This is a genomic window from Vogesella mureinivorans (genome assembly GCF_007644035.1).
In the GTDB taxonomy this organism is placed as follows: Bacteria; Pseudomonadota; Gammaproteobacteria; order Burkholderiales; family Chromobacteriaceae; genus Vogesella; species Vogesella mureinivorans.
Map to the genome: position 1 here is coordinate 41,430 of NZ_VMTV02000626.1, position 22,183 is coordinate 63,612.

Genomic DNA, 22,183 nt, shown 5'->3' on the forward strand with positions numbered 1-22,183 from the left:
GGGCTATTGAGCAGGGAAAGAGAAAATTGAAGGAAGGGCGGTTGTAAACATTGAAACCGCCCACCTTACGACTGATCAGGCAAGCTCAGGAATGCCATCCAGGCAGGTTGTATACCGGAATCCTGACATCATTTCCCAGCATTCTTTCTTCTTGGCCCACTCGGAAAGCATTCGTCCTTTCGCTGTCGCATGAAGCTGCGTATTCACCTCATCGGACCATGCCTCGATTTGTTCGAGAAGCTGCAGCGATACCGACTGCGCGGACCAGATACGATCCAGACTCAGACGATCACCAAGCTTCAGGGACACAAGGGACACAGTGTACGCAAGCACGTTTGCTTGGAACGCTGCAAAACGTGGACGAATCCTGCGCTGTGCCTCCTTGAATAGAATGGCCTGGGCAATGATGCGCTTGTATTCGATCACATCAGGTAAGACCAACGCATCCCCAGCTGCATTCACAATCTCCATGAACGCCTTGAAGTTCTTTTGCCCCCCTTGGCTGACCAGATCTGGCCGCCGCATCCAAGCACATTGATACTTGGCAAGATCCGTTTTGGTAATCTTGCGAGACAATGGCATGCCTTCCTGTATGCGCTTGGTGCCAGCTGGCGTTTTGCCTTCTCGCTCGAGCATCACCTTGTAACTGCCAGTTGCGCGCTCATAGAACCACCGACCAACGCCATCTGGACAATACGTGGTCATTGCAAGTTTCTCGAGCTCAACGTGATATGGCATGTTCGCAGACAAATCAGAGAGCTGGACCTTGTTCTGACTGTTGGCATAGCGCGATATGTCTGAAATCAGACGTTCCTCCTGTTCGGAGCCGACATTCTTTAGGACGATGATCTTGGCGGGTACCCTGACCTGTGACAGGCTGACATCCGGAAATTTCTTCTTCGTGAAGAACATCGAGGCAGTCGTCTGACCTCCATTCACGATCTGCATGCCCTTCAACCAAGAGATGCCCAAGCTGCCATCCTCGGTACGAGCTAGACTGGCTTCATCTGCAATAATAACCACGCCATTGTTGTAGGCCATGAACCGTTCAGGCTGCTTGCGCAAGGTCTCTGAAATCCCTTTGTTGACTCCTCCAACTTGGCTGAGAAACGAACGGACGTTTGCCTCCAAGATGCGTGCTCCATATTTTTCATACAAAAAGCGCAAGGCTTCACCGGGAATCACGGTCATTGCATAATCATATTCACCCATTTGATCCGGAACCCAGACACATGGCAGCGGCCCACCGGATACATCGTCGAAATTCACAACGAGCTCATCGCGCGGGCGCCCCTCCTGCCAGTGATTGAACAGACGTTGGATATCCATGACTTCAAGCTTGACGGTCTTGCCAGACACTTCCCGCGGCTGGTACGTGCGGACTTTTGCACGTCTATCTGTTAGAACAAAAACCCGGATCTGCTCAAGATCCGGATAGACCTGTTGAATGGTAAGTACAAGCGCATACGCCGTGTGGGATTCATCCATTTCCTTAGCAAGCTTGCCATCCACGCACAAAGAAAGAAAACGCAGACATTGTTCGGCTGCCTTTTGCACATCGGCATTAGGAATATCGACAACTTCATCGACGCCTTCATACAGGCTCACATACAGATCCAGCTGATCATTATCTTCAGAAACGGCGAAACCGCTCAATCGCACAATTCCTGAGCCCAGTCCAACTTTGGCGTCATATGCACACACTTCAGGATCAAAAGTCATCCCAATGTCAGCCATGTGCCTTGTCACGATCTCGGTGAAGAGCAATTCCGGGAATGCAGCCTCACCACCTGCCTCGGTACTTCTCTCGACCGTTTCGTCACGAACTTGTTGCTGCGTCTGGCGCAAGAATTCGACCAATTCCATTCAATTCATCCCGATCATTTCAATTACTGTACCAGCCGGATACAACCTTGCCTCGATTGCATCTAGATCAATTTCATACTTTGCCCAAACCACACCCTCAGGAACATTGCCGGCAATAAGTCGCGGGAATTTCTCATCGACAAGCATGTAGCGTGCACTTACCTCAAAAAACTGCCTTGTATACGAATCCGCATGTGCATCCAAGTACCCTGCATGCAGTAAGGCGAAACCGAAAGCAACTGCAGTGGCCTCATCCATCTGTTCCTTCAGCGAGGCAATGCGGGCAGGCAGAGAAACCCCGGCCGGATCAACAGAGAATCGACAAGCACAAAGAAACAGAGGTTTGCGAACACTGTCATCAAGCTGTTCCAGCGATAGAATCGAGGCGGGAAATCCGGCCTTTGCCAGCGTGCTCTTGACTTCAATTGCCCCGTGTCCCGGCTGAAAATCTTGCAAACCATCCATCGGACCGATCCAGCTTTCCACTACACTTTCGGCTGGACAGCCCGTCGCCAGCAATATAGACATGCAGTACAGTTCTCCAACGAGGCCCAGTTCAGCCTCGGGGCCGAGCACACTAGCCCCTTTCTTCATGAAGCTCATCCACGCACGCAATCGCTTCATGAATACATTCAGCAGTTGACGGTCATCCTGGATAGGGCATTGCAACAATGCAGAAACTAGGTCCACCACGACCGTTGCAAACAGATCAAGACTTCCTCCGGGCTGGCGAATCAATGCCAGCCACTCTTCATTTTCCCCTAGCCGAATTTTTTCGACCTTGAATCCAGTGGCCACCGGCAGTCCAGACAAGGGCCCCATCCCCCCCACGCCAAACCGGACCAGCAAGCCCTCCTCGTTACTAGGAAAACACCGACCGGCCCTCAAAGCGCATACACCTTCCGGCACAAGCACGATGGTTCTCCAGCCCTCCTGTTCGGTCTGTCCTGAGAGCGCGCGCCATGTTCCTAGGATTTCTTCCTTACTCGGCAGATCCAAATTCCTGCTCCCAGTAAATATGTCCGACTTTGTAGTCGACCTTGATCCCACTGTTGTTACCGGGGAAGCTTATCCCGAATGCTACGACAGGTTCATGATCCTCAGGCAAACCGGCATTCTCCGGATTCAACAAGTAAATCAGCAACAATCCCGTTTCCGGAGAGGCTGGTACGCCCTCGGCACCGAATCCACGGATCTTCCTCAGGGCCGGACCACTTGGAACGACAGGCTCCTCCTTACTCGTCGGTCGGCCAGGGTCGGCGTGCCAGATTCGCTTCGTTTCATCAAGAGCGGCAAGCCAAGCGACTTCGTCCAGATCCAGAGCTTCGTCTCGCGGAGATAGCAAACGACCGATGGCGTATCGATTGGCATCAGGCTGTCGATTGACCCGCTGGGTCAGCGGCACAACATGCTTCTCAAACTGCCATGCCCCCTTGGTGATACTTCCTCCGATTACGGCCACATTCCAGTTCAGCAAATAACCATCAAACGCCATAGAGTCAATAAACTCTCGCAGCATTTGACTGTTCACCTTATAAGCACTGGGATGAGTCGTATAGGCGGTGAGAAACGAAGCCACATCCGCATAGGACACGTTCGACCAGTACACCCCGGTCCAGTGATCCCATCCATCACCACGCTTCTTCTCCGGAATGGCCAAAGGCCTTCCGATTACAGAAACGAAACTCTGGAATGCATCGAAGTTCGTGCGAACAATAGCGGACTCTTTGTGCATTGATACTGTTTCGACCACATGCCCGCTAAAGGAGAGACGCAATGTCTTAGCAGATCGCATTTTCAGGGGCGAGGTCACCATCAGAACAGGGTGTGATACGACCTTGAGACCGTAATCCCGCGGCGTCCCACCACTGGCAACCATCATGTCGAACTCTTCACGCAGTTCTTCCGAGGCGTCGGCAATGTGTTCAAACCACTCGACTAGATCTGACGTTGTATAGAGACGACAAAGATCAAGGTAACCTGGCCGGTAGCCGAACCATCGCCCCATTTGCATCAAAGTGTCATACATTTTGGATGCGCGAAGGAAGTAGCTTACACAGAGACCTTCCAGGGTAAGGCCCCGGGCAAGCTTGTCACCACCGATCGCAATGACCTTGAGACCCTTGCTTGAGTCGGCATAATCCAAAGCATCCTTGGCCGTACCATTGATCATCCTGACAGAAATGTCCGAAATAATACCCGGTAGCTGTTCGACAACCTGCTCCCACGAAAACTCGTCACGGCTCACCACATCCGGCATTTGTGCATGTAACTCGGTCGTGACAGGCAAGAAGTCCTTCCTCCAAAGTCCGGCAAGACGTTCGACAAATCCTTCGTGACCGATCTTGCGTTCTACACGTTGCAGCTGCTGCCGGATATAGCGGTCTACTACGGCATACACTTCTTGTTGGACCTGATTGAACCTTGTCACATGAATCAACATCGAGCTATGGGAACCGTCTTGACCCCGTAGTTTTCTCAATGCACACACAAGTACAAATGAATCAATGGCCTTTACTAGTGACGCCGGCATGCCAAACTCGTTTTCGATTTCCGGCTTGTGTCCATTCTTGTGAGATACCGGCATCCAGCCTGTCTTCCCATCGTCCGAGCAGTGGTCATTGACCTCACGGACCAGGGGCAATGCATCCGTACGTGTTCCGCCATTGTTGACGCCGAACAAGCGAGTAGGTCCGATATAACTGGATGGGGCACCGAGATTTATTATGAATGCAGCCGGAAACAGATCGGGCCCCTCATTCGGAGTGGCATTGCGCTCGTGGATGAAAATGTTCGCAAAAGGCGTGGCAGTATAACCAACGTAGGCCTTGCGCTGAAAAGCATGCAAAATCTTGCGGATCAGGCCGTTGATGGCTTTTGGTTGATGATCCTCGTCAGGCAGTCCGTTTTCGCCAAAAACCTGCTCTCCCGTATCAACAGAAGCGTTGTCAGCTTCATCATCGATGACTAGCAAGGGAAGATGCGTCACGATCTTACGACCGGACTCTGTGTCAACGGCATTGGCTACATGATTGATGATCCACTTGTGCAGCCGCTCAAGGACTTTCTTGTTCTTCTTGACGACAAACAACCACGGACGTTCCTCGGGAGAAATCCCGAGATTCTTCGCCGCAGCCATGTTGAAATCACCCTTTTCGGAACGTGTTGTTGCGTAGTGCGGGCGAATCGAAGGATCCCGGTCAATTAGACCGACTCCGATCGGTCGGGGCTCATCGCTGGAAGAGTGTGTTTCGTACCCCAGAAAACCTTCATCAAGACGCATCTGTGTCTGAGACCGCAAGTTGTTGTGCATGCCAGCCAGAACAATGATGACTTTGTAACCTGCGTCCGCGGCCTTGCAGATCAACCCGGTATAATTGCCTGTCTTGCCTGATTGCACATGTCCGACCACAAGACCGCGACGATCCCATGATCCTTCTCGGATAGGGTCTTCCAACATGGACAGGACCTGATCCGATGTTTCATCAAGGTTGGCAACGGCATTCGCTGAAAGCTTGCTTTCCTGCATTTCACGGTAACGCTGCCAATAACGCCATTCTTTCTTCCGTGAAGGTGTCAACCAAGCAACGTGACCCGCCACATCACCAAGCATGCCCCCCGTCCCGACCCACTCGCTATGGCGACGAATCAGTTCGGCAATGACAGCCTCTCGATCCAGACCTTCCTTCCACCTTGGGTTCAACGCGAGGACAAGGTTCATTTTGTCTGCGATCAGACCGGGCGTAATGGCCTGTGGACTTTCGGCCAGCAACAGCTCCTGAACGATTTTAACCACACTGATCTTGTTTGCTTCACCTGCTGAAGACATGCTGCATTCCTTGTTCAGAGCTGATCAGGCAAGCTGGCAACCAGCTCGGGATATTGATTGAATGGCTCGCTTCTCGAAAGCCGCTCGCGAGCCATGTCCGGGGACATGCCCTTCACCGCCACCATGTTCCGGTAAAGCACATCTAGCACCGACTTCACCTCTGCAGGAGCCTCCCCGGCAAAACCAGTACGTGGAGCCTCCTTGTTCTCGGCCGTATCCAGCCAGATCCGCTGGACAGGCACGGTCTCTTCCAGGACACGCAGCATGGCCTTGATCTGAGGCAGCAATACACCAGCATCATCAAGGACAGAACGAACAACTGGATGATCGGTATCGATGCGGTAACGCATGCCGCCAGCAAAATGCTCGGCTTTCCAAGATTGTGCGATTTCGCTCCCACCTGGCATTTTCGGTGCCACACCACGATGCACAAATGCCTTGCGAGCTCGTGCCCGCGTATCCTCGGCATACCCGATCAACCAGCTCCGCAATGCAACTGGTGGTCTTGCTGTAGATTTGCGAATATCGATTTTCCAGTCAGCATCCGCTGTGTTAGGAATATCAAGGCGAATACGTGCCAGACGGTGAGCTTCATCTTTTGTCCACGAACGCCCCTGACCAAGGCCGAGCCAGCTACCTGCGACCAGCAGGCGCTCGTTACGATAGACATAGAATCCTTGCTGTGCAGTCCAGCCATCAGGACCTTGTGCGGACTCGAATTCGGTAGATGACAATTTGTCCTTGTGCGGCAACACATTGCATTGAACCTTGATTGCCATATTTCCTGGTGGGGACACGGGCGGCGATTGCCATGGTTTGCCCGGATGACCTGAAAGGAAAGGGTCCCATGGTTTCACCGGCTGACCATTGATACGCAATAACAAGCGGCGAGGTTGTTCCAGATAACGATGAAAAACCATGCCAAGATGCCGGTCTACCACATCGATCAGATCTAGGAACTCCTGTTCGCCGACTCCATTTGTCACGATGCGGTCCATCACTTCCCATAGGACCAAGGTTCCACGACCGGCCTCCAGCAGCGGATCCAGCAAGCTTTCCGAACCCTCCGCAGGACCTTCAAGCAAGTACCAGCCATCCCCTTTCCCTGCCGCAAGCACGTCCAGATCCCAGCGCAGACATTGCAGACCATCCGGCCCGCAAGCCGCTACGGTCAGACGACGACACTGAGAAAAGGATGCAGTCTTCAAACCGAGGCCGAAACGACCGAGATCATCCATACTGCGCTCATCAAGCGGACTCTTCTCTCCTAGCCGCATGGCCTTGTCGATTTCAGCAGCACTCATGCCACGTCCATCATCCTGAATCTCGACCCGGCTTTGCTCCTTGTTCCAGACAAAGCGCAAATCGACTGTCGAGGCTCCGGCAGCAATACTGTTATCGATAATGTCGGCTAATGCTGTCGCTGTGTTGTAGCCCAACCCGCGCAAAGCTTCGATCATTGCCGCTGCACGTGGAGGCGCATGACGAATGTTCTGCTCTTTCATAAATCATCCGCCCTCATCAATACCATCAGGTAAAACATCTCCATCCAGAAAATCAGCAAGTACCCTGCTTCTATTTGGGTGGCGCAGTTTACGCATTGCCTTGGCTTCGATCTGACGAATACGTTCCCGGGTCACATCGAACATCATGCCAATCTGTTCCAAAGTAAAGTCCTCGTCCAATCCCAGACCAAAGCGATACCTGACAATGGCTTGATCACGCTCTGTCAATTGGGATAGCGCGACTTCTATGGCATCTTGGAGCTCTGTTCTCACCATGCAATGGAAACCATCAGTTTCCTCTTCTGCCAGAAGTTCTGGCCAGTCAAGCTCATCAATACCTGCCCGGAAAACCATTTCGCGATCAACTAGCCGCACTTTCCTGAGCTCTTGGACACTCAGCTCAAGCGCCGCTGCCAGATCATCATCTTTCACACTTATTGATGATTTGCTTGCTAGCTCTCGAGTACAGCGGTGCATTTTGTTAATTTTTTCCACCATATGCACAGGAACCCGGACCAAGCTAAGCTGATCCGCGATAGCCCGGGTCATGGCTTGGCGAATCCACCACGTCGCATAAGTAGAAAACTTGAAGCCACGCTGAACCTCGAATTTCTCGGCGGCTTTCATCAGACCGATATTTCCTTCTTGGACAAGATCTTCCAGCGGCATTCCTCTGTTGCGATATTTGCCCGCAATGCTCATTACCAGACGCAAATTTGCACTCACTAGATCATTACGAGCCTTTTCAAAGATCCGGATATGCTCTAGGGCAAGTTCAGGCTGGAAATCCGCATCAAGCCGATGGAAGGCATCGATCAAGTTAGCCAGTACCAATGCAGATGGACGAGGAATCATTGCATCGGTCTTGCCGGACACATTCCCTGCACGCAGGGCGCGAACATAATCTTCAAAAGAACTGGACACACGACCTTCTTCATCGGTCTCGACGGATGCATCCAAGTCAGAGATATCCTCTTCGTCAACGTCATCACCACTCACGACCTCACGCTCGAAAGTACTTGCATACAATTCCAGCCCAGCGCTTTCTGGCAAATCCCTCAGGTAACGCGCCAGAGCCTTGATGGAGGAGTCCATCCGAGTTCCCAGCAGTTCCTCCCCATCCTTGGAAATCAAGCCGACAGCACGGGCATCACGAGAATAAGCTCTCATCGTACTGGAGTTGTAAGCATTCTCTTCGGACAACGATTCGGATAGATATGCGTCCAATCTCTCGAACGCCTCATCCAGAAACAACGCCTGTTCTTCATCGACAAGGCCATCTGCCGCGACATCCGCCAGATTTTCTTCCTCGACTCTGATGCCCACATCCTCAAGCACCTGAAGAGCTGCGGGAAGCAACACATCAGCAGTAGGGCCAGCATCCAGTCGGCAAGCCTCTGCTACCTTGTCAAAAGCGACCCAGCCACGATGAAAGCCTTCAACAAAGACTGCTTTCAGAAACTCCTGAGCCTCGCTGTCCCGGCTGACTACAGGTTTCAACTCAGGGAGCTTAAGCTCCACGTCATCCCAAGACTCGTCAGTATTCAGAGCGCGGTGTCTAGTTATGCGACGATGAGTCTGCACCGCTGACAACAGAAGCGACACATCAGAATCAGGAGGAGTCACCTCCTCTTCTGCCTTCCAGCCAAAATCATCTTCATGCAAATGGTCCGGCTCATTCAGGTCCTTTGCCGGCACATCAGAACCATCTGTGCAAGGAATATTCAACTGCACGAAATCATGTGACTTGGCCTGTTCAAAATCATCATCGTGCAGTGCATTCCCGCCCGTTCCAGTATTCGAGTGGGCAGGCGCGTTATCCGCTAGGAGTTCACCTGTCAGATCATCTGAATCTTTATTCCAAGCGGGAAAAACCTTCAGATCACCCCCAGCCTCCCTCGGCTGGACCAGCAACACATCCGAAACGACATTGCCCGAATTCCTAGGTAGAGTATTGCGTTGGTGGCGTTTACCCTCGATACCCCCCTGTTCAATCACGCCAATATGATCAGTAGCTTTGCAATCAGACTGGCCTGTGTCTGTTGAAGTGAGAACAGTATCACCAATAAAAAAAGATGTATCGTGATGCGTTCCCGAGGCAGTAGCGGGATCCATGGCTGAGACCGAAGAAGGGGAGACTGCGATTTCAGCCCCATCTGGAATGACATCTTTGTCACTATCTCCTGCCTCATGACCCGGAAAGTCTCCGGCAGCCTGACCAACTTCACCGAGCGGAGAATAAGCTGGCTCCTCCAGGAGACTCTGCAGCATGCTCCCGAGCGCTTCATGCCCTATCTCCGCAGCAATTCTGGCCGCTGTTTTACCCTCGTTGCAGACCAAGGCAGGATTGGCCCCCGCCTCAAGCAACAGCACACACAGATCAAGGCTTCCCGTCGCTGCAGAGAGCATCAATGGCGTCCGACCCTGATCATCTCTTGCATCAAGCATAGTGCGGTTACGTATCTGCAACGCTACAGCTGCCTTGACTCCAGATTTGATTGCAAAACGCAGCATTGCGCTGATTCTGGGTGGCGATTGATTTTGAGGCATGGTGAAACTACTCGGCAGGAGTGAATCCGGGAGCCAGTACCGCACTGGTTACCCCGTATAGAGAAAGAGGATTACGCAACGCAAGCAAATGTTCATGAGCTGAAAGAGTATGTCCGACAGAGCAATCGACATTCCAGCGCCTAAGCACATAGCCGGCGTTCGCCGCACGTACCCGCATACGCAACACGCCATCAGACATCGAAAAATCACGCTCGATAACCTCAGGTTGACGACACCCCGGGTGTGGAATCAGATCAAGATCGACAAGCCTTGTCCATTGAGCGTCTTGGTCAAGTCGTTCTCCGACACAAGGGGGCTGCGAACTTATCTTGGGAGACTCGACACGTGTCAGAACGAAATCGCGGAAGCCTTCATGAGAACGGTCGTAGGCACGCACGTGCCACCGTAAACCGTTATCGACTATAGCTCCTGGTACGATCTCCCGACGGTCATACCCGCTACCATTCGAGTGATATCCGATATCTAAAGCGTAGCCGAGATGAATGGCACGGGAGACACAAGACAAAACATCCATATCAGGACAAGAGATGGAACGGATAAAGTCGCTGGAGATCAAAGGAGCGACAGGCTCCTGCTCCGTCTCACCAAATCCAGAGGATAACGCCACCAGTACGCGTTCCAGTGCATATTCAAATACAGGACGAAACCCCGCTGTAGTTACATACTGTCTTGACTGTTGCTCAATTGCCAGATTATCCGGTGCAATACGCCGGTACAAAGCCAACTCTCGCGTGGCTACGGCAGAGGCAATACCGAAGCGATTACAAATATCAGCTCTAGACACGCGCCCAAGAAAATACAGTCGAAAATCGATGTAGGTCATTCGCTTACGTCGACTTTTCGGCAAAACATCGAGCAACAACTTCTGCATAACAAATGACTATTAAAATTACATGTCATTAGTCAATGTACTATGCAGTCGAGCAAAATGTCTATAGGGCATAATCAAAAAGATCACACCTGCACAGTCAAATTTTAATACAAACGCATTAAACGAGCAGCGCTGCCGCTAAGTTTGCCGACTCCCAACACGAGCCTTGACAAAATAAATAGCAATGTGGAGCTGACAAAGGACGGAAAGTTGGCCTCAACTCGCTATCGGCATGTTGTATGTAGGGCTACAGCTTTACCGCATTACTCCCCTACTCTAGCTAATCCTTATCAGGACGAAGAGGATAAGTACCTACGTGATACACCGACTACAGTTGGCTGCTCCATACCACTAACGGAAATCACATTATCGTCCACTGAATGCAACCGCCCCCCTCGCTTAGATATCGCAACCTGCGGCCAACCCTTCACCGCTACGCCGCCAGCTTGCCGGCGGCCAGTAGCAGCAGGCTGCCGGCGCTGGCTTCGGCCAGGCGGCGTTTGGCGTCGCTGATGCCGCCGCGGCGGGCCATGCTGGCGGCGCTGTAGCCTATCAGGCCGTATACCACGGCACAGCTGCCGATAAAGATGGCGGAAAGCAGCAGCGCCTGCAGGGCCACGGCTTCGCCGGGCTGGATGAAGTTGGGCAGGATGGACAGGTAGATCAGCAGGCCTTTGGGGTTGAGCAGGCTGGTCACAAAGCCGCGGGCAAACTGCCGCTGCGTGGGGCTGCCGCTTAGCGCCAGCGCGCCGGGCTGCATGGCGGAGCGGAACATCTGCACCGCCAGGTACAGCAGGTAGGCCAGCCCGGCCCAGCGGATGGCGTGAAACAGTGGCGGCCAGGCGGTAATGAGCGCGGCAATGCCGAATGCGGCCAACAGGGCGTGCACGCAGTAGCCGGTAAGAATGCCGGCGTTGGCACGGGTGGCGGCGGCGCGCCCGCCGGTCAGCCCCTGCGAGGCCACAAACAGGATGTCGGGCCCCGGGGTGCACACCAGCGGGAAAACAGTCAGGCCGAATAGCAGCAGGGTGTGGCTGGTCATGGTGTTTCTCCCTAGTGGTGCCCGCCGCCGCCCGCGCAGCAGCCGGGGGAAACGGCGGTGCCGCAGTGGGCGGGGCAGGCAGACACAGTGTAGGGAAAGGCGGCCAGAATAGGCTTGCGTAGTGCGCGGCATTTATTGCCATAATGCAATCCGGTTTCACAAAACAGGCAGGTGTTGCAATTGGATGCCGTAAAACTGGATAAGCTCGACCGCCGTATTCTGCAGGCGCTGCAGCGCGATGGCCGCATACAAAACGCTACCCTGGCGCAGCAGGTGGGGCTGTCGCCGTCCAGCTGCCTGCGCCGCGTGCGCCAGCTGGAAGAGGCGGGGGTGATAAGCCGCTACGTGGCGGTGCTGGATGGCAGCAAGGTGGGCGCGGGGCTGACGCTGTTTGCGCGGGTATGGCTAAAGGCGCAAGACGCGGACACCACCAACCACTTTATCCAGGCGGTGCGCGATATGCCGCAGGTGGTGGAATGCCACGTGATGGCGGGCGAGTGCGACATGCTGCTACGCATTGTCACCACAGATCTGGCGTCGTACCGGCAGTTTCACGCACACGAGCTCACGCGCATTGCCAGCGTGCAGAGCGTGAAAACCGAAGTACCGATGGAAACCGCCAAGCTCACCCACGCGCTGCCGCTGTAGGGTTGGCCGCATGGCACCCTCACCCGCTGCCTATGGCTGCGATCTGCTGGGGCGCGGTGCATTAACATCAGCGGTTTATGCTGGGCAAGGTTGGCCGCATGGCGCCCTCACCCCCGGCCCCTCTCCCGCAGGGCGAGGGGAGCACACCAGCGTGCGATACCTTGCCGGGTTGGCCGCATCGCTCAGGCGGCTGGCTCAAGGCTACCTACGGCTGCGCACCGGCATTGCGCTCTCCTGCGGGGGCGGGGGGTGGCGGATATCAACGATCTATGCGGGGTAAGGTTGGCCGCAGAGCGCCCTCACCCCAGCCCCTCTCACGCAGGGCGAGGGGGGCACACCAGGGTGCTACACCTTGGCGCGCTGGCCGCAACACGCAGGCGGCTGGCTCAAGCCTACCCACAGCTGCACATCATCATTGCACTCTCCTGCGGGGGCGAGAGGTGGCGGATATCAACGATCTATGCGGGGTAAGGTTGGCCGCGTCGCGCCCTCACCCCCGGCCCCTCTCCCGCAGGGCGAGGGGAGCACACCAGCGTGCGATACCTTGCCGGGTTGGCCGCAGTGTAGCGCCCACCCATCACGCTACCCACGGCTGCGCACCATCATTCCCCTCTCCCCCTGGGAGAGGGGCCAGGGGTGAGGGCCTGCGGCCAACATTTGCCCGCCAGTAAACGGCCTAGCGCCCGCTGCGCAGCTGTTGCCAGATGCGGGTGTAGCCGTTGATGGTTTTGGGGTCGGGGGTCAGCGCGACAAAGCTGCCTTGCAGGTCGGCCGGCTGGGGGAAGATGGTGCGGTTGTTCACCAGCGCGGGCTGCATGTGCGGGCGGGCGGCCAGTACGGCGGTGGCGTAGGCCACGTGGTTGGCGTTGGCGGCGGCGGTTTTCGGGTCCAGCATGGCGTTGATGTAGGCGTGGGCGTTGTCTACGTTGGCCGCATCCCGCGGGATGGCCCACATGTCTACCCACAGGTCTGCGCCGGGGGCCAGCAGCGCCTGGATCTTGATGCCGTTGCGCGCTTCTTCGGCGCGCTGGCGCGCCAGGTTGAAGTCGCCGTTATAGCCCATGGCGACGCACAGGTCGCCGCTGGCCATCTGGTTGTAGTAGCTGGCGCCGGAAAACATTTTGTAATGCGGGCGCACGGCTTTCAGCTTGCTGGCCACGGTCTGGTAGTCGGCCAGCTTGTTGCTGTTGGGGTCCAGGCCAAAGTAGTGCAGCGCCACGGGGAAGAACTCGCTGGGCGAATCCAGCACGCTGATGCCGCAGCCTTTCAGTTTGGCGGTGTATTCGGGCTTGAAGATCAGGTCCCACGGGTTGGCTGGCAGCTTGCCGCCCAGCGCCTTGCTTACCTTGTCTACATTGATGCCCACAGTGTTAAAGCCCCAGTAGTTGGGCACGCCGTAGCGCTGGCCGGGGTCGAACTGCTCCACGATCTTGAGGATGGCCGGGTCCAGGTGCTTGAGGTTGGGCAGCTTGGTTTTATCCAGCGGCAGAAACAGCCCGCCGCGTATGCCCAGCGCCAGGGTGTTGTGCGAGGGCACCACCACGTCGTAGCCGCTTTTGCCGGTCATCAGCTTGGCGCGCAGGATCTCGTTGCTGTCGAACACGTCGTAGCGCACCTTGATGCCGGTGGCGCGGGTGAAGTTGGCGTTGGTGCTGTCGGCCACGTAGTCGGTCCAGTTGTACACGTTCACCACACCGGCGGCGTGGCTAGCCATGCTGGCAGCCGCCAGCGCGATGGCGAGCAGGGGGCGGTAGATCAATGCAGTCATGCGGGGCTCCTCAAGCGGGTTCACTGAAACGGTCGCGCCAGGCGTAGGCGGTATAAGCAAGGCGCAGGCCCAGTTTTTGTAGCGCGCTGGTGGGTGGCAGGCGCGGGGCCAGGCCGTGCATGGCGCAGGCGGCTTCGGTGGCGGTAGGCGGCTGCCCGGCCATGGCGCGTGCCAGGGCGCGGCCCAGCCACGGCATGGTGCTGACACCGCTGCCAAAGCAGCCGGCGGCGTGCCACACGCTGCCATCACCCGGCAGGGCACCGTATTGCGGCAGCAGACGGCGGTTTACTGCCATCAGCCCGCGCCAGAAGTAATCGATCTCCACCCCGGCCCAGGCGGGAAAGCGTGCGGCCAACTGTGCCTGCAGCACGGCGCGCTGGCGCTGGCCGCTGGCGTCGCTGCCGCTCAGGTCGCCACGGGCGCCAAACAGCAGGCGGCCATCGGGCAGGCGGCGCCAGTAGCTTAGCAGGTGGCGGGTGTCGAACATGGGGGTCTCGCTGTGGTAGCGGTAGGCGTCCCATTCTGCCGGGCTTAGCGGGCGGGTCACGATGATGTTGGAGATCACCGGTAGGGTGCGCTGGCGCAGCGCGGGCGGCAGTACGGCCGGCAGGTAGCCATTGGTGGCCAGCAGTAGCTGGCGGGCGTGTACCACGCTGCCGCTGGCGTGCAGGGTGTGGCCGGCGGCGTGGCGCTGCCAGCGGCTTACCGGCTGCTGCGGCAGCAGCACGGCACCGTGGCGCTGCGCGGCCTGCGCCAGGCCGCACACCAGCGCCAGCGGGTTCAGCCCGCCACCTTGCAGGATATGCAGGGCACCGTGTTGCGCCGGGCCATCGTGCCCCATGCCGGCAAACACCTGGCGCGGCAGCAGGCGGCAGGCTACCGGCGTGTGCTGCTGCCAGGCATCGTGCTCGGCCTGCAGCGCGTCCCACGCGGCCGGGCTGTGCGCCACCACGTAGCTGCCGCTGCCACAGGCCTGGGTGGCGATGCCCTCCTCTGCCGCCAGCGTGGCCACCAGCTGCATGGCCTCGTTTTGTGCGGCCATGAAACCGGCGGCACCGGCCGGGCCCAGCTGGCGCAGCAGCCCGGCGTAGTCGTGCTTGGTGGCCGGCAGGGTATTAAAGCCGGCGTTGCGGCCGGACGCGCCCCAGCCTATGTCGCCCGCCTCCAGCACCGCCACGCTGGCGCCGTGGTCGCGCGCCAGGTGCAGCGCCGCCGACAGCCCGCAGTAGCCGCCGCCGATAATCGCCACATCCACCGTGTGCTCGCCGCTGCCGGCGGCAAAGGTTGGCCGCGCCGTAGTGGCGTGCCAGTAGCTGGGCGGGGTGTGTTCTGGGCGGTACTGGTCGGCGTGGTAAAAGGGCTGGTACATGGCGGCTCCGCAAGTGTTGCCACAGTGTGGCCAGCGCGTGCCGCTACCGGCAAGACACGCTTTTTGCTACCTTGTGTTAATTAATTTAACAGCTGGAGCCGCCATGGCCCGCCGCCTGCCCCCGCTTAATAGTGTTCGCGCCTTTGAGGCCGCCGCCCGGCTGGGCAGCTTTGTGGCCGCCGCGCAGGAGCTGAACGTGACCCAGCCGGCCATAGGCCGCCACGTGCGGCAGCTGGAAAGCTGGCTGGGGGTGGCGCTGTTTCAGCGCAATGCGCGTGGCGTGCAGCCCACTGCCGCCGGGGTGCAGTATCTGGCCACCGCCAGCCGCCTGCTGGACGAGCTGGCCACGGCCAGTGCCGCCCTGGCGCAGCCGCAGCCTGCCCTGCTACGGCTGATGGTGGTGCCAGGCCTGGCGCGGCGCTGGCTGGCCCCGCTGCTGGATAGCCTGCTGGCGCAGCGCCCCGGCCTGCGCCTGGCGATAGAGCCGCACGCTACGTTTTGCCAGCTGCAAGCGGGCCAGGCCGACCTGGGCCTGGTGGCCGACGATATCGCCAGCCTGCCCGGCTACTACCACACGCTGGCCGTGCCGCCGGTGTTCCCGGTGTGCACCCCGGCGTATCTGGCGCAGCACGGCACGCCGGCCAGCCCGGCTGCGCTGCTGCAGCACACGCTGATTCACGAAGACGATGGCGAATGGTGGCAGCTATGGTTGGCCGCACAGGGCCTGCACGTGCAGCTGCAGCCACAGATGGTGTACTACAGCGCCGACCAGACGCTGGACGCCTGCCTGGCGCACAAAGGCCTGGCGCTGGCCAACCCGCTGCTGGTGGGGCCAGAGCTGGCCAGCGGCGCGCTGGTACGGCCGCTAGCGCAGGCGGTGGCGCTGCAGGGCTACCATTTCATTTTGCCGGCCGGCGGGGTGGTATCTGCCGATATGGCGTGGCTGATGGCGGCGCTATGCCAGCGCGCCCAGCCGGACATGGCGGCGGCGCAGGCATGAAAAAGGGCGCGGCATGGCTGCCGCGCCCTACTGACTGATCTGTATCTACACTGCACTTTCACGCAGTGGTGTTACCTTACCATTACTTTAGTTTTGTGTGAAAGCTTTTTGTCACACAGGGCTTAGTCTTCCAGCAGGCCGGCCAGGTTGTGCTTCTTCAGCAGTGCCGCGTATTCACCGCTTTGCTTTACCTGGTCTATGGCTTGGTCAAAACGTGCTTTCAGCGCGGTGTCCTGCTTGCGCAGTGCCACCGCTACCCCCTCGCCCAGTACCTTGTCTTTGCGGCCATCAAACAGCGGGCCGGTAAAGGCAAAGGCTTTGCCATTGGGCGTATCCAGAAAGCCCTTCTGCAGCTGTACGGTGTTGCCAAAGGTAAAGTCGGCGCGGCCAGCGGTGAGCTCCAGCATGGGGTCTTGCGCATTCACGTAGCGTTTTACCGTGGCCTGCTTGTACTGCTGGCTCACAAAGCGGTCTTGCGGGGTGCCGGTTTGCACCGCAATCACCTTGCCGGCCAGGTCTGGCGTCAGCGCCACGCCCTTGCGCGCCACAAAGCGGTTCTGCATCAGGTAGTACACCTTGCTGAAACCGACTACCTTGCGCCGCTCGTCGGTAATGTTCATGGACGACATGATGGCATCGTACTTCTTGGCCTGCAGGCCGGGGATCAGGCCGTCCCACGGCTGGTTCACCACCTCGCACGCGGTCTTCATGGCCTTACAGACGGCGTAGGCAAAATCCACCTCGAAACCCGCCACCTTGCCGGCGGTGTCGACGTATTCGAACGGCGGGTAGGTGGCGTCGGTGGCGATACGCAGTGGCTCGGCCGCCTGTACCAGCAGCGGGGACAACAACAGTGCAGCAATTGCAAATGGGCGGTTCATGGCTTCTCCTGAAAGACGTAGCGGATATCAGCTGATAAAGCGGCGGTGTTGCAGCGCGGGGAGGCGCGTACGCCAGGTCTGTTGCCTGTTGGTATCGAGTGTGGCCAGCGCCATGCCCTCGCCCTCTGGCTGGCAGGCCAGTACCTGCCCCCAGGGGTCGATGATCATGCTGTGGCCAAAGGTACGTTTGCCGCCGGGGTGCACCCCGCCCTGGCCAGGGGCAATGACAAAGGCCAGGTTCTCTACGGCGCGGGCGCGTAGCAAGAGTTCCCAGTGCGCCTGCCCGGTGGTGTGGGTAAACGCCGCCGGCGCGCTGATCAGCACCGGTGCGGGCGCCTGGCGGTACAGCTCGGGAAAGCGCAGGTCGTAGCACACCGACAAACGCAGGCTGCCCCACGGCGTGTCGGCGCTGCTGATGGTGCTGCCCGGCTGCATGGTGTCGGCCTCGGCGTAGCGCTCGTGGCCATCGTCAAAGCCAAACAGATGCACCTTGTCGTAGCGCGCTACGCACTGCCCCTGCGGGCTGTACAGCAGGCTGCTGTTATAAAAACGCTGCGGCTGGCTGCCCTGCAGTGGCAGCGTACCGGCCAGCAGCCACACGCCGTGGCGGGCGGCCAGCGCGGCCATGTGCTGCTGCAGCGGGCCGTGGCCAAAGGGCTCGGCCAGCGCCAGGCGCGCCGCGTCGTGTTCGGGCATCAGGTAAAAGTATTCCGGCAGCGCCACCAGCTGCGCGCCGGCGGCGGCGGCCTGGGCCACCCAGGCGTCGGCACGGGCCAGGTTGGCCGCCAGGTCGTCGCCAGACACCAGCTGGATGGCGGCGGCGGTAAATGTGTGGCTCATCGCGCGCTCCTTACAGGCGGCACAGGCGCTCGGCGCCGGCCAGCAGGGTGGCGTCGTCTTTGGCAAACGACAGGCGGATCAGGCGCTGGTCGGTGCCATCGCCGTAGAAGGCCGACACCGGAATGGTGGCCACGCCGTGTTCGGTAATCAGGCGCTGCACCAGCTGGCTGTCCGGCTCGTCCGACAGGTGGCCATAACCCGCCAGCAAAAAGAAGCTGCCATGGCTGGGCAATAGCTGCAGGCGGCTGCCGGCCAGCGCCGACACCAGCAGGTCGCGCTTGCGCTGGTAGAAGGCGGCCAGGCCCAGGTAGTGCTCGGGTTCGGCCATCAGCCGCGCCAGCGCGTGCTGCATCGGGGTATCGGCGGCAAACATGGCGAACTGGTGCACCTTGCGGATTTCGTCCATCAGTGCGGCTGGTGCCAGGCAGTAGCCCACGCGCCAGCCGGTGACGTGGAAGGTTTTACCAAACGAAGTCACCACCACGGCGCGCTCGGCCAGCGCCGGGTAGCGGCTCATGCTGTGGTGCAGCTGGCCATCGAACACCACGTGCTCGTACACCTCGTCCGACAGAATAACGATGTCGGTACCGGCGGTGAGCGCCTGCAGGCGGGCGGCGTCGTCTGCGCCCAGCACGGTGCCGGTGGGGTTGTGCGGGGTATTCAGCACGATCATGCGGGTACGCGGCGTGATGAGCGCGGCCACCTCGTCCCACGGGATGGCAAAGCCGGGTGCGGCCAACTTCACCACCACGGCACGGGCGCCCTGCAGCTCGATCATGGGGATGTAGCTGTCAAACGCCGGCTCGAACACGATTACCTCGTCGCCCGGGTGCACCAGCGCAGTTACCGCCGAAAACAGCGCCTCGCTGGCGCTGGCCATCACCGTGACCTCGCTGTCCGGCTGGTAGTGCTGGCCGTACAGCGCCGCCACCTTGGCGGCAATGGCCTCGCGCAGCGCCGGCAGGCCGCTCATGGGGGCGTACTGGTTATGCCCGGCCTGCATGGCTTCGTGTGCGTAGCGCACCAGGGTGTCGCTGCAGGCAAAGTTGGGCGCGCCCTGCGACAGGTTGATCGCCTGATGCTGCGCGGCCAGCTGGCCAATAACGGTAAAGATGGTGGTGCCCACGTGGGGCAGCTTGGAAACCGGGGTAAACGGGGTGTGCATGGCGCGGCTCGGGTGTCGTGATGTTGTGCTGCCATTCAACCGCAGCCCGTACTATGCGACAAACGATTTATAGGCATATCATGACCGAGAATTTCTCAGCCATGAGGCCGCCATGCCACGCCATGCCCTGCCGCTGTACGCGCTATCGGTATTCGACGCTGCCGCCCGCCACCAAAGCTTTACCCGCGCGGCCAACGAGCTGTGCCTGACCCAGGGCGCGGTGAGCAAACAGGTGGCATTGCTGGAAGCCCACCTGGGCTACGAGCTGTTTCACCGCTTTGCCCGCAGCCTGCGGCTGACACCGCGTGGCGAGATGCTGCACAGCTACGTGCAGCGCGCCTTCGGCGTGCTGGAACAAGGCCTGGACGCCACCGCCATGCTCAGCACGCCAGTCAATATCAAGGCCCCCAGCTGCGTGGTGCGCTGGCTACTGGCCGCGCTGCGCGACTTTAACCTGCAGCACCCCGACATCCCCATCCAGCTGTGCAGCAGCCACGACCACGACGTGAACTTTGCCCGCGAGGACTTCGACCTGGCCGTGGTGTACAAGCCACACGCCTCGCTGGGCGCGCACGACACCCTGCTGTTTCGCGAGCAGCTCACGCCGGTGATCGCGCCGGAGCTGCTGGCCCGCTGCGGCCAACCTTTACAGCAGGCGGCCGACCTGGCGCACTTTCCGCTACTGCACCCCTCGCTAGACAAGCGCGACTGGCGGCAATGGCTGGCGCAGCGCCAGGAAAACGGCGTGGACTACCGCCGCGGCACGGTGTTCGACACACTGGACCAAGCCATGAACGCCGCCGTACAAGGCTTTGGCGTGACGCTGGGCGATATCACGCTGCTACAGGACGAGCTCGCCAGCGGCCGCGTGCAGGCACCGCTGGGGCCGCCATGCGAAAACGGCTTTGCCTACGCCCTGGCTATCCGGCCAGACTGCCAGGCCGCCGTACACACCGTGCAGCAGTGGCTGCAGGCACGCGCCCCCGCAGCCTGCCCGCCTGGCGTGGTACCATGCCGCCCTGCTGCCCGCCACGGGTAGCCCTGTTCTGCGGCCAACCTTGGCCGCCCCCTGTCGTTACCCGGCCCTGCGCCAGTGCGGCTTTACCTTTTCGGGTCGCCTGGCGGCTGTATTCATGATCACGCTTAAAAATGTTGTACTGCGCCGGGGCAGCAAGCTGCTGCTGGATGGCGCCACCGTTACCCTGAACCCGGGTGAAAAAGTGGGCCTGGTGGGCCGTAATGGCGCCGGTAAATCGTCGCTGTTTGCCGTGCTGAACGGCAGCCTGCACGAAGACGGCGGCGACTTTCACATCCCTAGCCAGTGGCGCATGGCGCAGGTGGCACAGGACATGCCGGAAACCGCGCAAAGCGCTACCGACTTTGTGGTAGAGGGCGATACCGCCCTGCTGGCCGCCCAGCTGGAAGTAGCCGAAGCCGAGGCCGGCGAAGACTATATGCGCATGGCGCACGCCTACACCGCGCTGAACGACGCCGGCGCGCACGACGCCCCGGCCCGCGCACAGGCACTGATTCTGGGCCTGGGTTTTAGCGTGGCCGAGCTGCAGCGCCCGGTAAACAGCTTCTCGGGCGGCTGGCGTATGCGCCTGCAGCTGGCGCGGGCGCTGATGTGCCCGTCCGACCTCTTGCTGCTGGACGAACCTACCAACCACTTGGATCTGGACGCCCTGGTGTGGCTGGAAGCCTGGCTCAAGCAATACGCCGGCACCCTGGTGGTAATCAGCCACGACCGCGAGTTTCTGGACGCCATCACCAACGTCACCCTGCACATCGACCACGGCAAGCTGGTGCGCTACGGCGGCAACTACAGCAAGTTTGAAGACATGCGCGCCGAGCAGATGGTGCTGCAGCAGGCCGCACAGACCAAGCAGCAGGAAAAGATCGCCCACCTGCAAAAATTTATCGACCGCTTCAAGGCCAAGGCCAGCAAGGCCAAGCAGGCACAAAGCCGCGTGAAAGCACTGGAGCGCATGGAGAAGATTGCGCCGGTACTGGCCGACGCCGAATTCCAGTTCGAGTTCAAAGAGCCGTCCAGCCTGCCCAACCCCATGCTGACGCTGAGCGAAGCCGCTTTCGGCTACCCGGCGCCAGACGACGCCCCAGCCGGCACGCCGCCCACAGTGATCGTGCAGGGCGTGCGCCGCTCGGTGCTGGCCGGCCAGCGCATCGGTATTCTGGGCGCCAACGGCCAGGGTAAATCCACCCTGGTGAAAACCGTGGCCGAGGCGCTGCGCCCGGTCAGCGGCGAGGTGATCCGCGGCAAGGGCCTGAGCATCGGCTACTTCTCGCAGCAGGAGCTGGACGTACTGCGCCCCGAGGACGACCCGCTGCAACACATGCTGCGCCTGGCACGCGATACGCCCGCCGCGCTGCGCCCGCCTGCCGCCGACTGCCGCGAACAAGGCCTGCGCAACTTCCTGGGCACCTTCAATTTCAGCGGCGACATGGTGAAGCAAGCCGTCGGCAGCATGAGCGGCGGCGAAAAAGCCCGCCTGGTGCTGTGCATGATCGTGTGGCTGCGCCCTAACCTGCTGCTGCTGGATGAACCGACCAACCACCTGGACCTGGCCACGCGCGAGGCGCTGAGCGTAGCGCTAAACGAATTCGAAGGCTCGGTGATGCTGGTGAGCCACGATCGCGCCCTGCTACGCGCCGTGTGCGACGAGTTCTGGCTGGTATCGCGTGGTGGTGTCAGCGACTTCGAAGGCGACCTGGACGACTACCAGGTGTACCTGCTGGAAGAAGCCAAGCGCCGCCGCGAAGAAGCCGCCGGCAAGCGCTAAGCCCGGCAACGGTGCCAGCACAAGGCC

General features: G+C 59.3%; 16 protein-coding genes. 4 read left to right on the top strand and 12 right to left on the bottom strand.

Features of this window, described 5'->3' with window-relative positions; all coding sequences use genetic code 11:
* Positions 1–75: 75 nt before the first annotated feature.
* The 7 genes from mzaE to FLQ44_RS16895 all read right to left on the bottom strand — a co-directional run bounded on the left by mzaE (position 76) and on the right by FLQ44_RS16895 (position 11,684).
* Positions 76–1,866, bottom strand: coding sequence for an MZA anti-phage system associated AIPR family protein MzaE (gene mzaE, locus FLQ44_RS16865; protein ID WP_147695340.1), 1,791 nt, complete (start codon positions 1,864–1,866; stop codon positions 76–78).
* Positions 1,867–2,916, bottom strand: coding sequence for an MZA anti-phage system associated PD-(D/E)XK motif protein MzaD (gene mzaD, locus FLQ44_RS16870; protein ID WP_147695341.1), 1,050 nt, complete (start codon positions 2,914–2,916; stop codon positions 1,867–1,869).
* The gene (mzaC, locus tag FLQ44_RS16875) at positions 2,849–5,695 is read right to left on the bottom strand and encodes an MZA anti-phage system associated Z1 domain-containing protein MzaC (protein ID WP_147695342.1); all 2,847 of its coding nucleotides are present in this window, start codon (positions 5,693–5,695) and stop codon (positions 2,849–2,851) included. The genes mzaD and mzaC overlap by 68 nt, the downstream gene beginning before the upstream one ends.
* A gap of 14 nt (positions 5,696–5,709) precedes the next feature.
* Positions 5,710–7,200 (bottom strand): MZA anti-phage system associated ATPase MzaB, encoded by a 1,491-nt coding sequence (gene mzaB / locus FLQ44_RS16880; RefSeq protein WP_206208939.1) that lies wholly within the window; start codon positions 7,198–7,200, stop codon positions 5,710–5,712.
* A 3-nt stretch (positions 7,201–7,203) separates the two neighbouring features.
* On the bottom strand, positions 7,204–9,714 hold the full coding sequence (gene mzaA / locus FLQ44_RS16885) for an MZA anti-phage system associated sigma-70 family RNA polymerase sigma factor MzaA (RefSeq protein ID WP_170253013.1): 2,511 nt from the start codon (positions 9,712–9,714) through the stop codon (positions 7,204–7,206).
* A 43-nt stretch (positions 9,715–9,757) separates the two neighbouring features.
* On the bottom strand, positions 9,758–10,594 hold the full coding sequence (locus FLQ44_RS16890) for a BrxR family transcriptional regulator (protein WP_206208940.1): 837 nt from the start codon (positions 10,592–10,594) through the stop codon (positions 9,758–9,760).
* Positions 10,595–11,075: 481 nt separating this feature from the next.
* On the bottom strand, positions 11,076–11,684 hold the full coding sequence (locus FLQ44_RS16895; protein WP_147695345.1) for a LysE family translocator: 609 nt from the start codon (positions 11,682–11,684) through the stop codon (positions 11,076–11,078).
* Positions 11,685–11,855: 171 nt separating this feature from the next.
* Between FLQ44_RS16895 and FLQ44_RS16900 the strand changes: the two genes are divergently transcribed.
* Positions 11,856–12,332 (top strand): Lrp/AsnC family transcriptional regulator, encoded by a 477-nt coding sequence (locus FLQ44_RS16900; RefSeq protein WP_439144940.1) that lies wholly within the window; start codon positions 11,856–11,858, stop codon positions 12,330–12,332.
* A 676-nt stretch (positions 12,333–13,008) separates the two neighbouring features.
* Here the strand turns inward: FLQ44_RS16900 and FLQ44_RS16905 are convergent.
* Positions 13,009–14,100: an extracellular solute-binding protein gene (locus tag FLQ44_RS16905; protein ID WP_147695346.1), complete on the bottom strand. Its 1,092-nt coding sequence runs from the start codon at positions 14,098–14,100 to the stop codon at positions 13,009–13,011.
* Positions 14,101–14,110: 10 nt separating this feature from the next.
* Entirely contained in the window at positions 14,111–15,469 is a 1,359-nt protein-coding gene (locus tag FLQ44_RS16910) for an NAD(P)/FAD-dependent oxidoreductase (RefSeq protein ID WP_147695347.1), read from the bottom strand.
* 103 nt (positions 15,470–15,572) lie between these two features.
* On the opposite strand from FLQ44_RS16910, the gene FLQ44_RS16915 reads away from it, so the two are divergent.
* Complete coding sequence (locus tag FLQ44_RS16915) at positions 15,573–16,469, top strand: LysR substrate-binding domain-containing protein (protein WP_147695348.1); 897 nt, start codon at positions 15,573–15,575, stop codon at positions 16,467–16,469.
* Between the two features lie 122 nt (positions 16,470–16,591).
* On the opposite strand, the gene FLQ44_RS16920 is transcribed toward FLQ44_RS16915, so the two are convergent.
* Genes FLQ44_RS16920 through FLQ44_RS16930 form a run of 3 tightly spaced genes read right to left on the bottom strand, consistent with a single transcriptional unit; the run spans position 16,592 to position 19,355 of the window.
* On the bottom strand, positions 16,592–17,350 hold the full coding sequence (locus tag FLQ44_RS16920; protein WP_147695349.1) for a transporter substrate-binding domain-containing protein: 759 nt from the start codon (positions 17,348–17,350) through the stop codon (positions 16,592–16,594).
* Between the two features lie 27 nt (positions 17,351–17,377).
* A complete protein-coding gene (locus FLQ44_RS16925; RefSeq protein ID WP_147695350.1) occupies positions 17,378–18,190 on the bottom strand; it encodes a carbon-nitrogen hydrolase family protein in 813 nt (270 codons plus the stop codon).
* A 10-nt stretch (positions 18,191–18,200) separates the two neighbouring features.
* Positions 18,201–19,355: a methionine aminotransferase gene (locus tag FLQ44_RS16930; RefSeq protein WP_147695351.1), complete on the bottom strand. Its 1,155-nt coding sequence runs from the start codon at positions 19,353–19,355 to the stop codon at positions 18,201–18,203.
* A gap of 112 nt (positions 19,356–19,467) precedes the next feature.
* On the opposite strand from FLQ44_RS16930, the gene FLQ44_RS16935 reads away from it, so the two are divergent.
* Positions 19,468–20,394, top strand: a complete 927-nt coding sequence (locus FLQ44_RS16935) for a LysR substrate-binding domain-containing protein (protein ID WP_147695352.1) — start codon at positions 19,468–19,470, stop codon at positions 20,392–20,394.
* A 94-nt stretch (positions 20,395–20,488) separates the two neighbouring features.
* Complete coding sequence (locus FLQ44_RS16940) at positions 20,489–22,156, top strand: ABC-F family ATP-binding cassette domain-containing protein (RefSeq protein ID WP_147695353.1); 1,668 nt, start codon at positions 20,489–20,491, stop codon at positions 22,154–22,156.
* Positions 22,157–22,183: the final 27 nt, after the last annotated feature.

Bases quoted from the DNA above. Each gene is read 5' to 3' on its own strand.
- FLQ44_RS16930 (WP_147695351.1), bottom strand. From the start codon at position 19,355: ATGCACACCCCGTTTACCCCGGTTTCCAAGCTGCCCCACGTGGGCACC.
- mzaA (WP_170253013.1), bottom strand. From the start codon at position 9,714: ATGCTGCGTTTTGCAATCAAATCTGGAGTCAAGGCAGCTGTAGCGTTG.
- FLQ44_RS16920 (WP_147695349.1), bottom strand. From the start codon at position 17,350: ATGAACCGCCCATTTGCAATTGCTGCACTGTTGTTGTCCCCGCTGCTG.
- FLQ44_RS16925 (WP_147695350.1), bottom strand. From the start codon at position 18,190: ATGAGCCACACATTTACCGCCGCCGCCATCCAGCTGGTGTCTGGCGAC.
- mzaC (WP_147695342.1), bottom strand. From the start codon at position 5,695: ATGTCTTCAGCAGGTGAAGCAAACAAGATCAGTGTGGTTAAAATCGTT.
- mzaB (WP_206208939.1), bottom strand. From the start codon at position 7,200: ATGAAAGAGCAGAACATTCGTCATGCGCCTCCACGTGCAGCGGCAATG.
- FLQ44_RS16915 (WP_147695348.1), top strand. From the start codon at position 15,573: ATGGCCCGCCGCCTGCCCCCGCTTAATAGTGTTCGCGCCTTTGAGGCC.
- mzaE (WP_147695340.1), bottom strand. From the start codon at position 1,866: ATGGAATTGGTCGAATTCTTGCGCCAGACGCAGCAACAAGTTCGTGAC.
- FLQ44_RS16895 (WP_147695345.1), bottom strand. From the start codon at position 11,684: ATGACCAGCCACACCCTGCTGCTATTCGGCCTGACTGTTTTCCCGCTG.
- FLQ44_RS16935 (WP_147695352.1), top strand. From the start codon at position 19,468: ATGCCACGCCATGCCCTGCCGCTGTACGCGCTATCGGTATTCGACGCT.
- FLQ44_RS16940 (WP_147695353.1), top strand. From the start codon at position 20,489: ATGATCACGCTTAAAAATGTTGTACTGCGCCGGGGCAGCAAGCTGCTG.
- FLQ44_RS16910 (WP_147695347.1), bottom strand. From the start codon at position 15,469: ATGTACCAGCCCTTTTACCACGCCGACCAGTACCGCCCAGAACACACC.
- FLQ44_RS16890 (WP_206208940.1), bottom strand. From the start codon at position 10,594: ATGACCTACATCGATTTTCGACTGTATTTTCTTGGGCGCGTGTCTAGA.
- FLQ44_RS16905 (WP_147695346.1), bottom strand. From the start codon at position 14,100: ATGACTGCATTGATCTACCGCCCCCTGCTCGCCATCGCGCTGGCGGCT.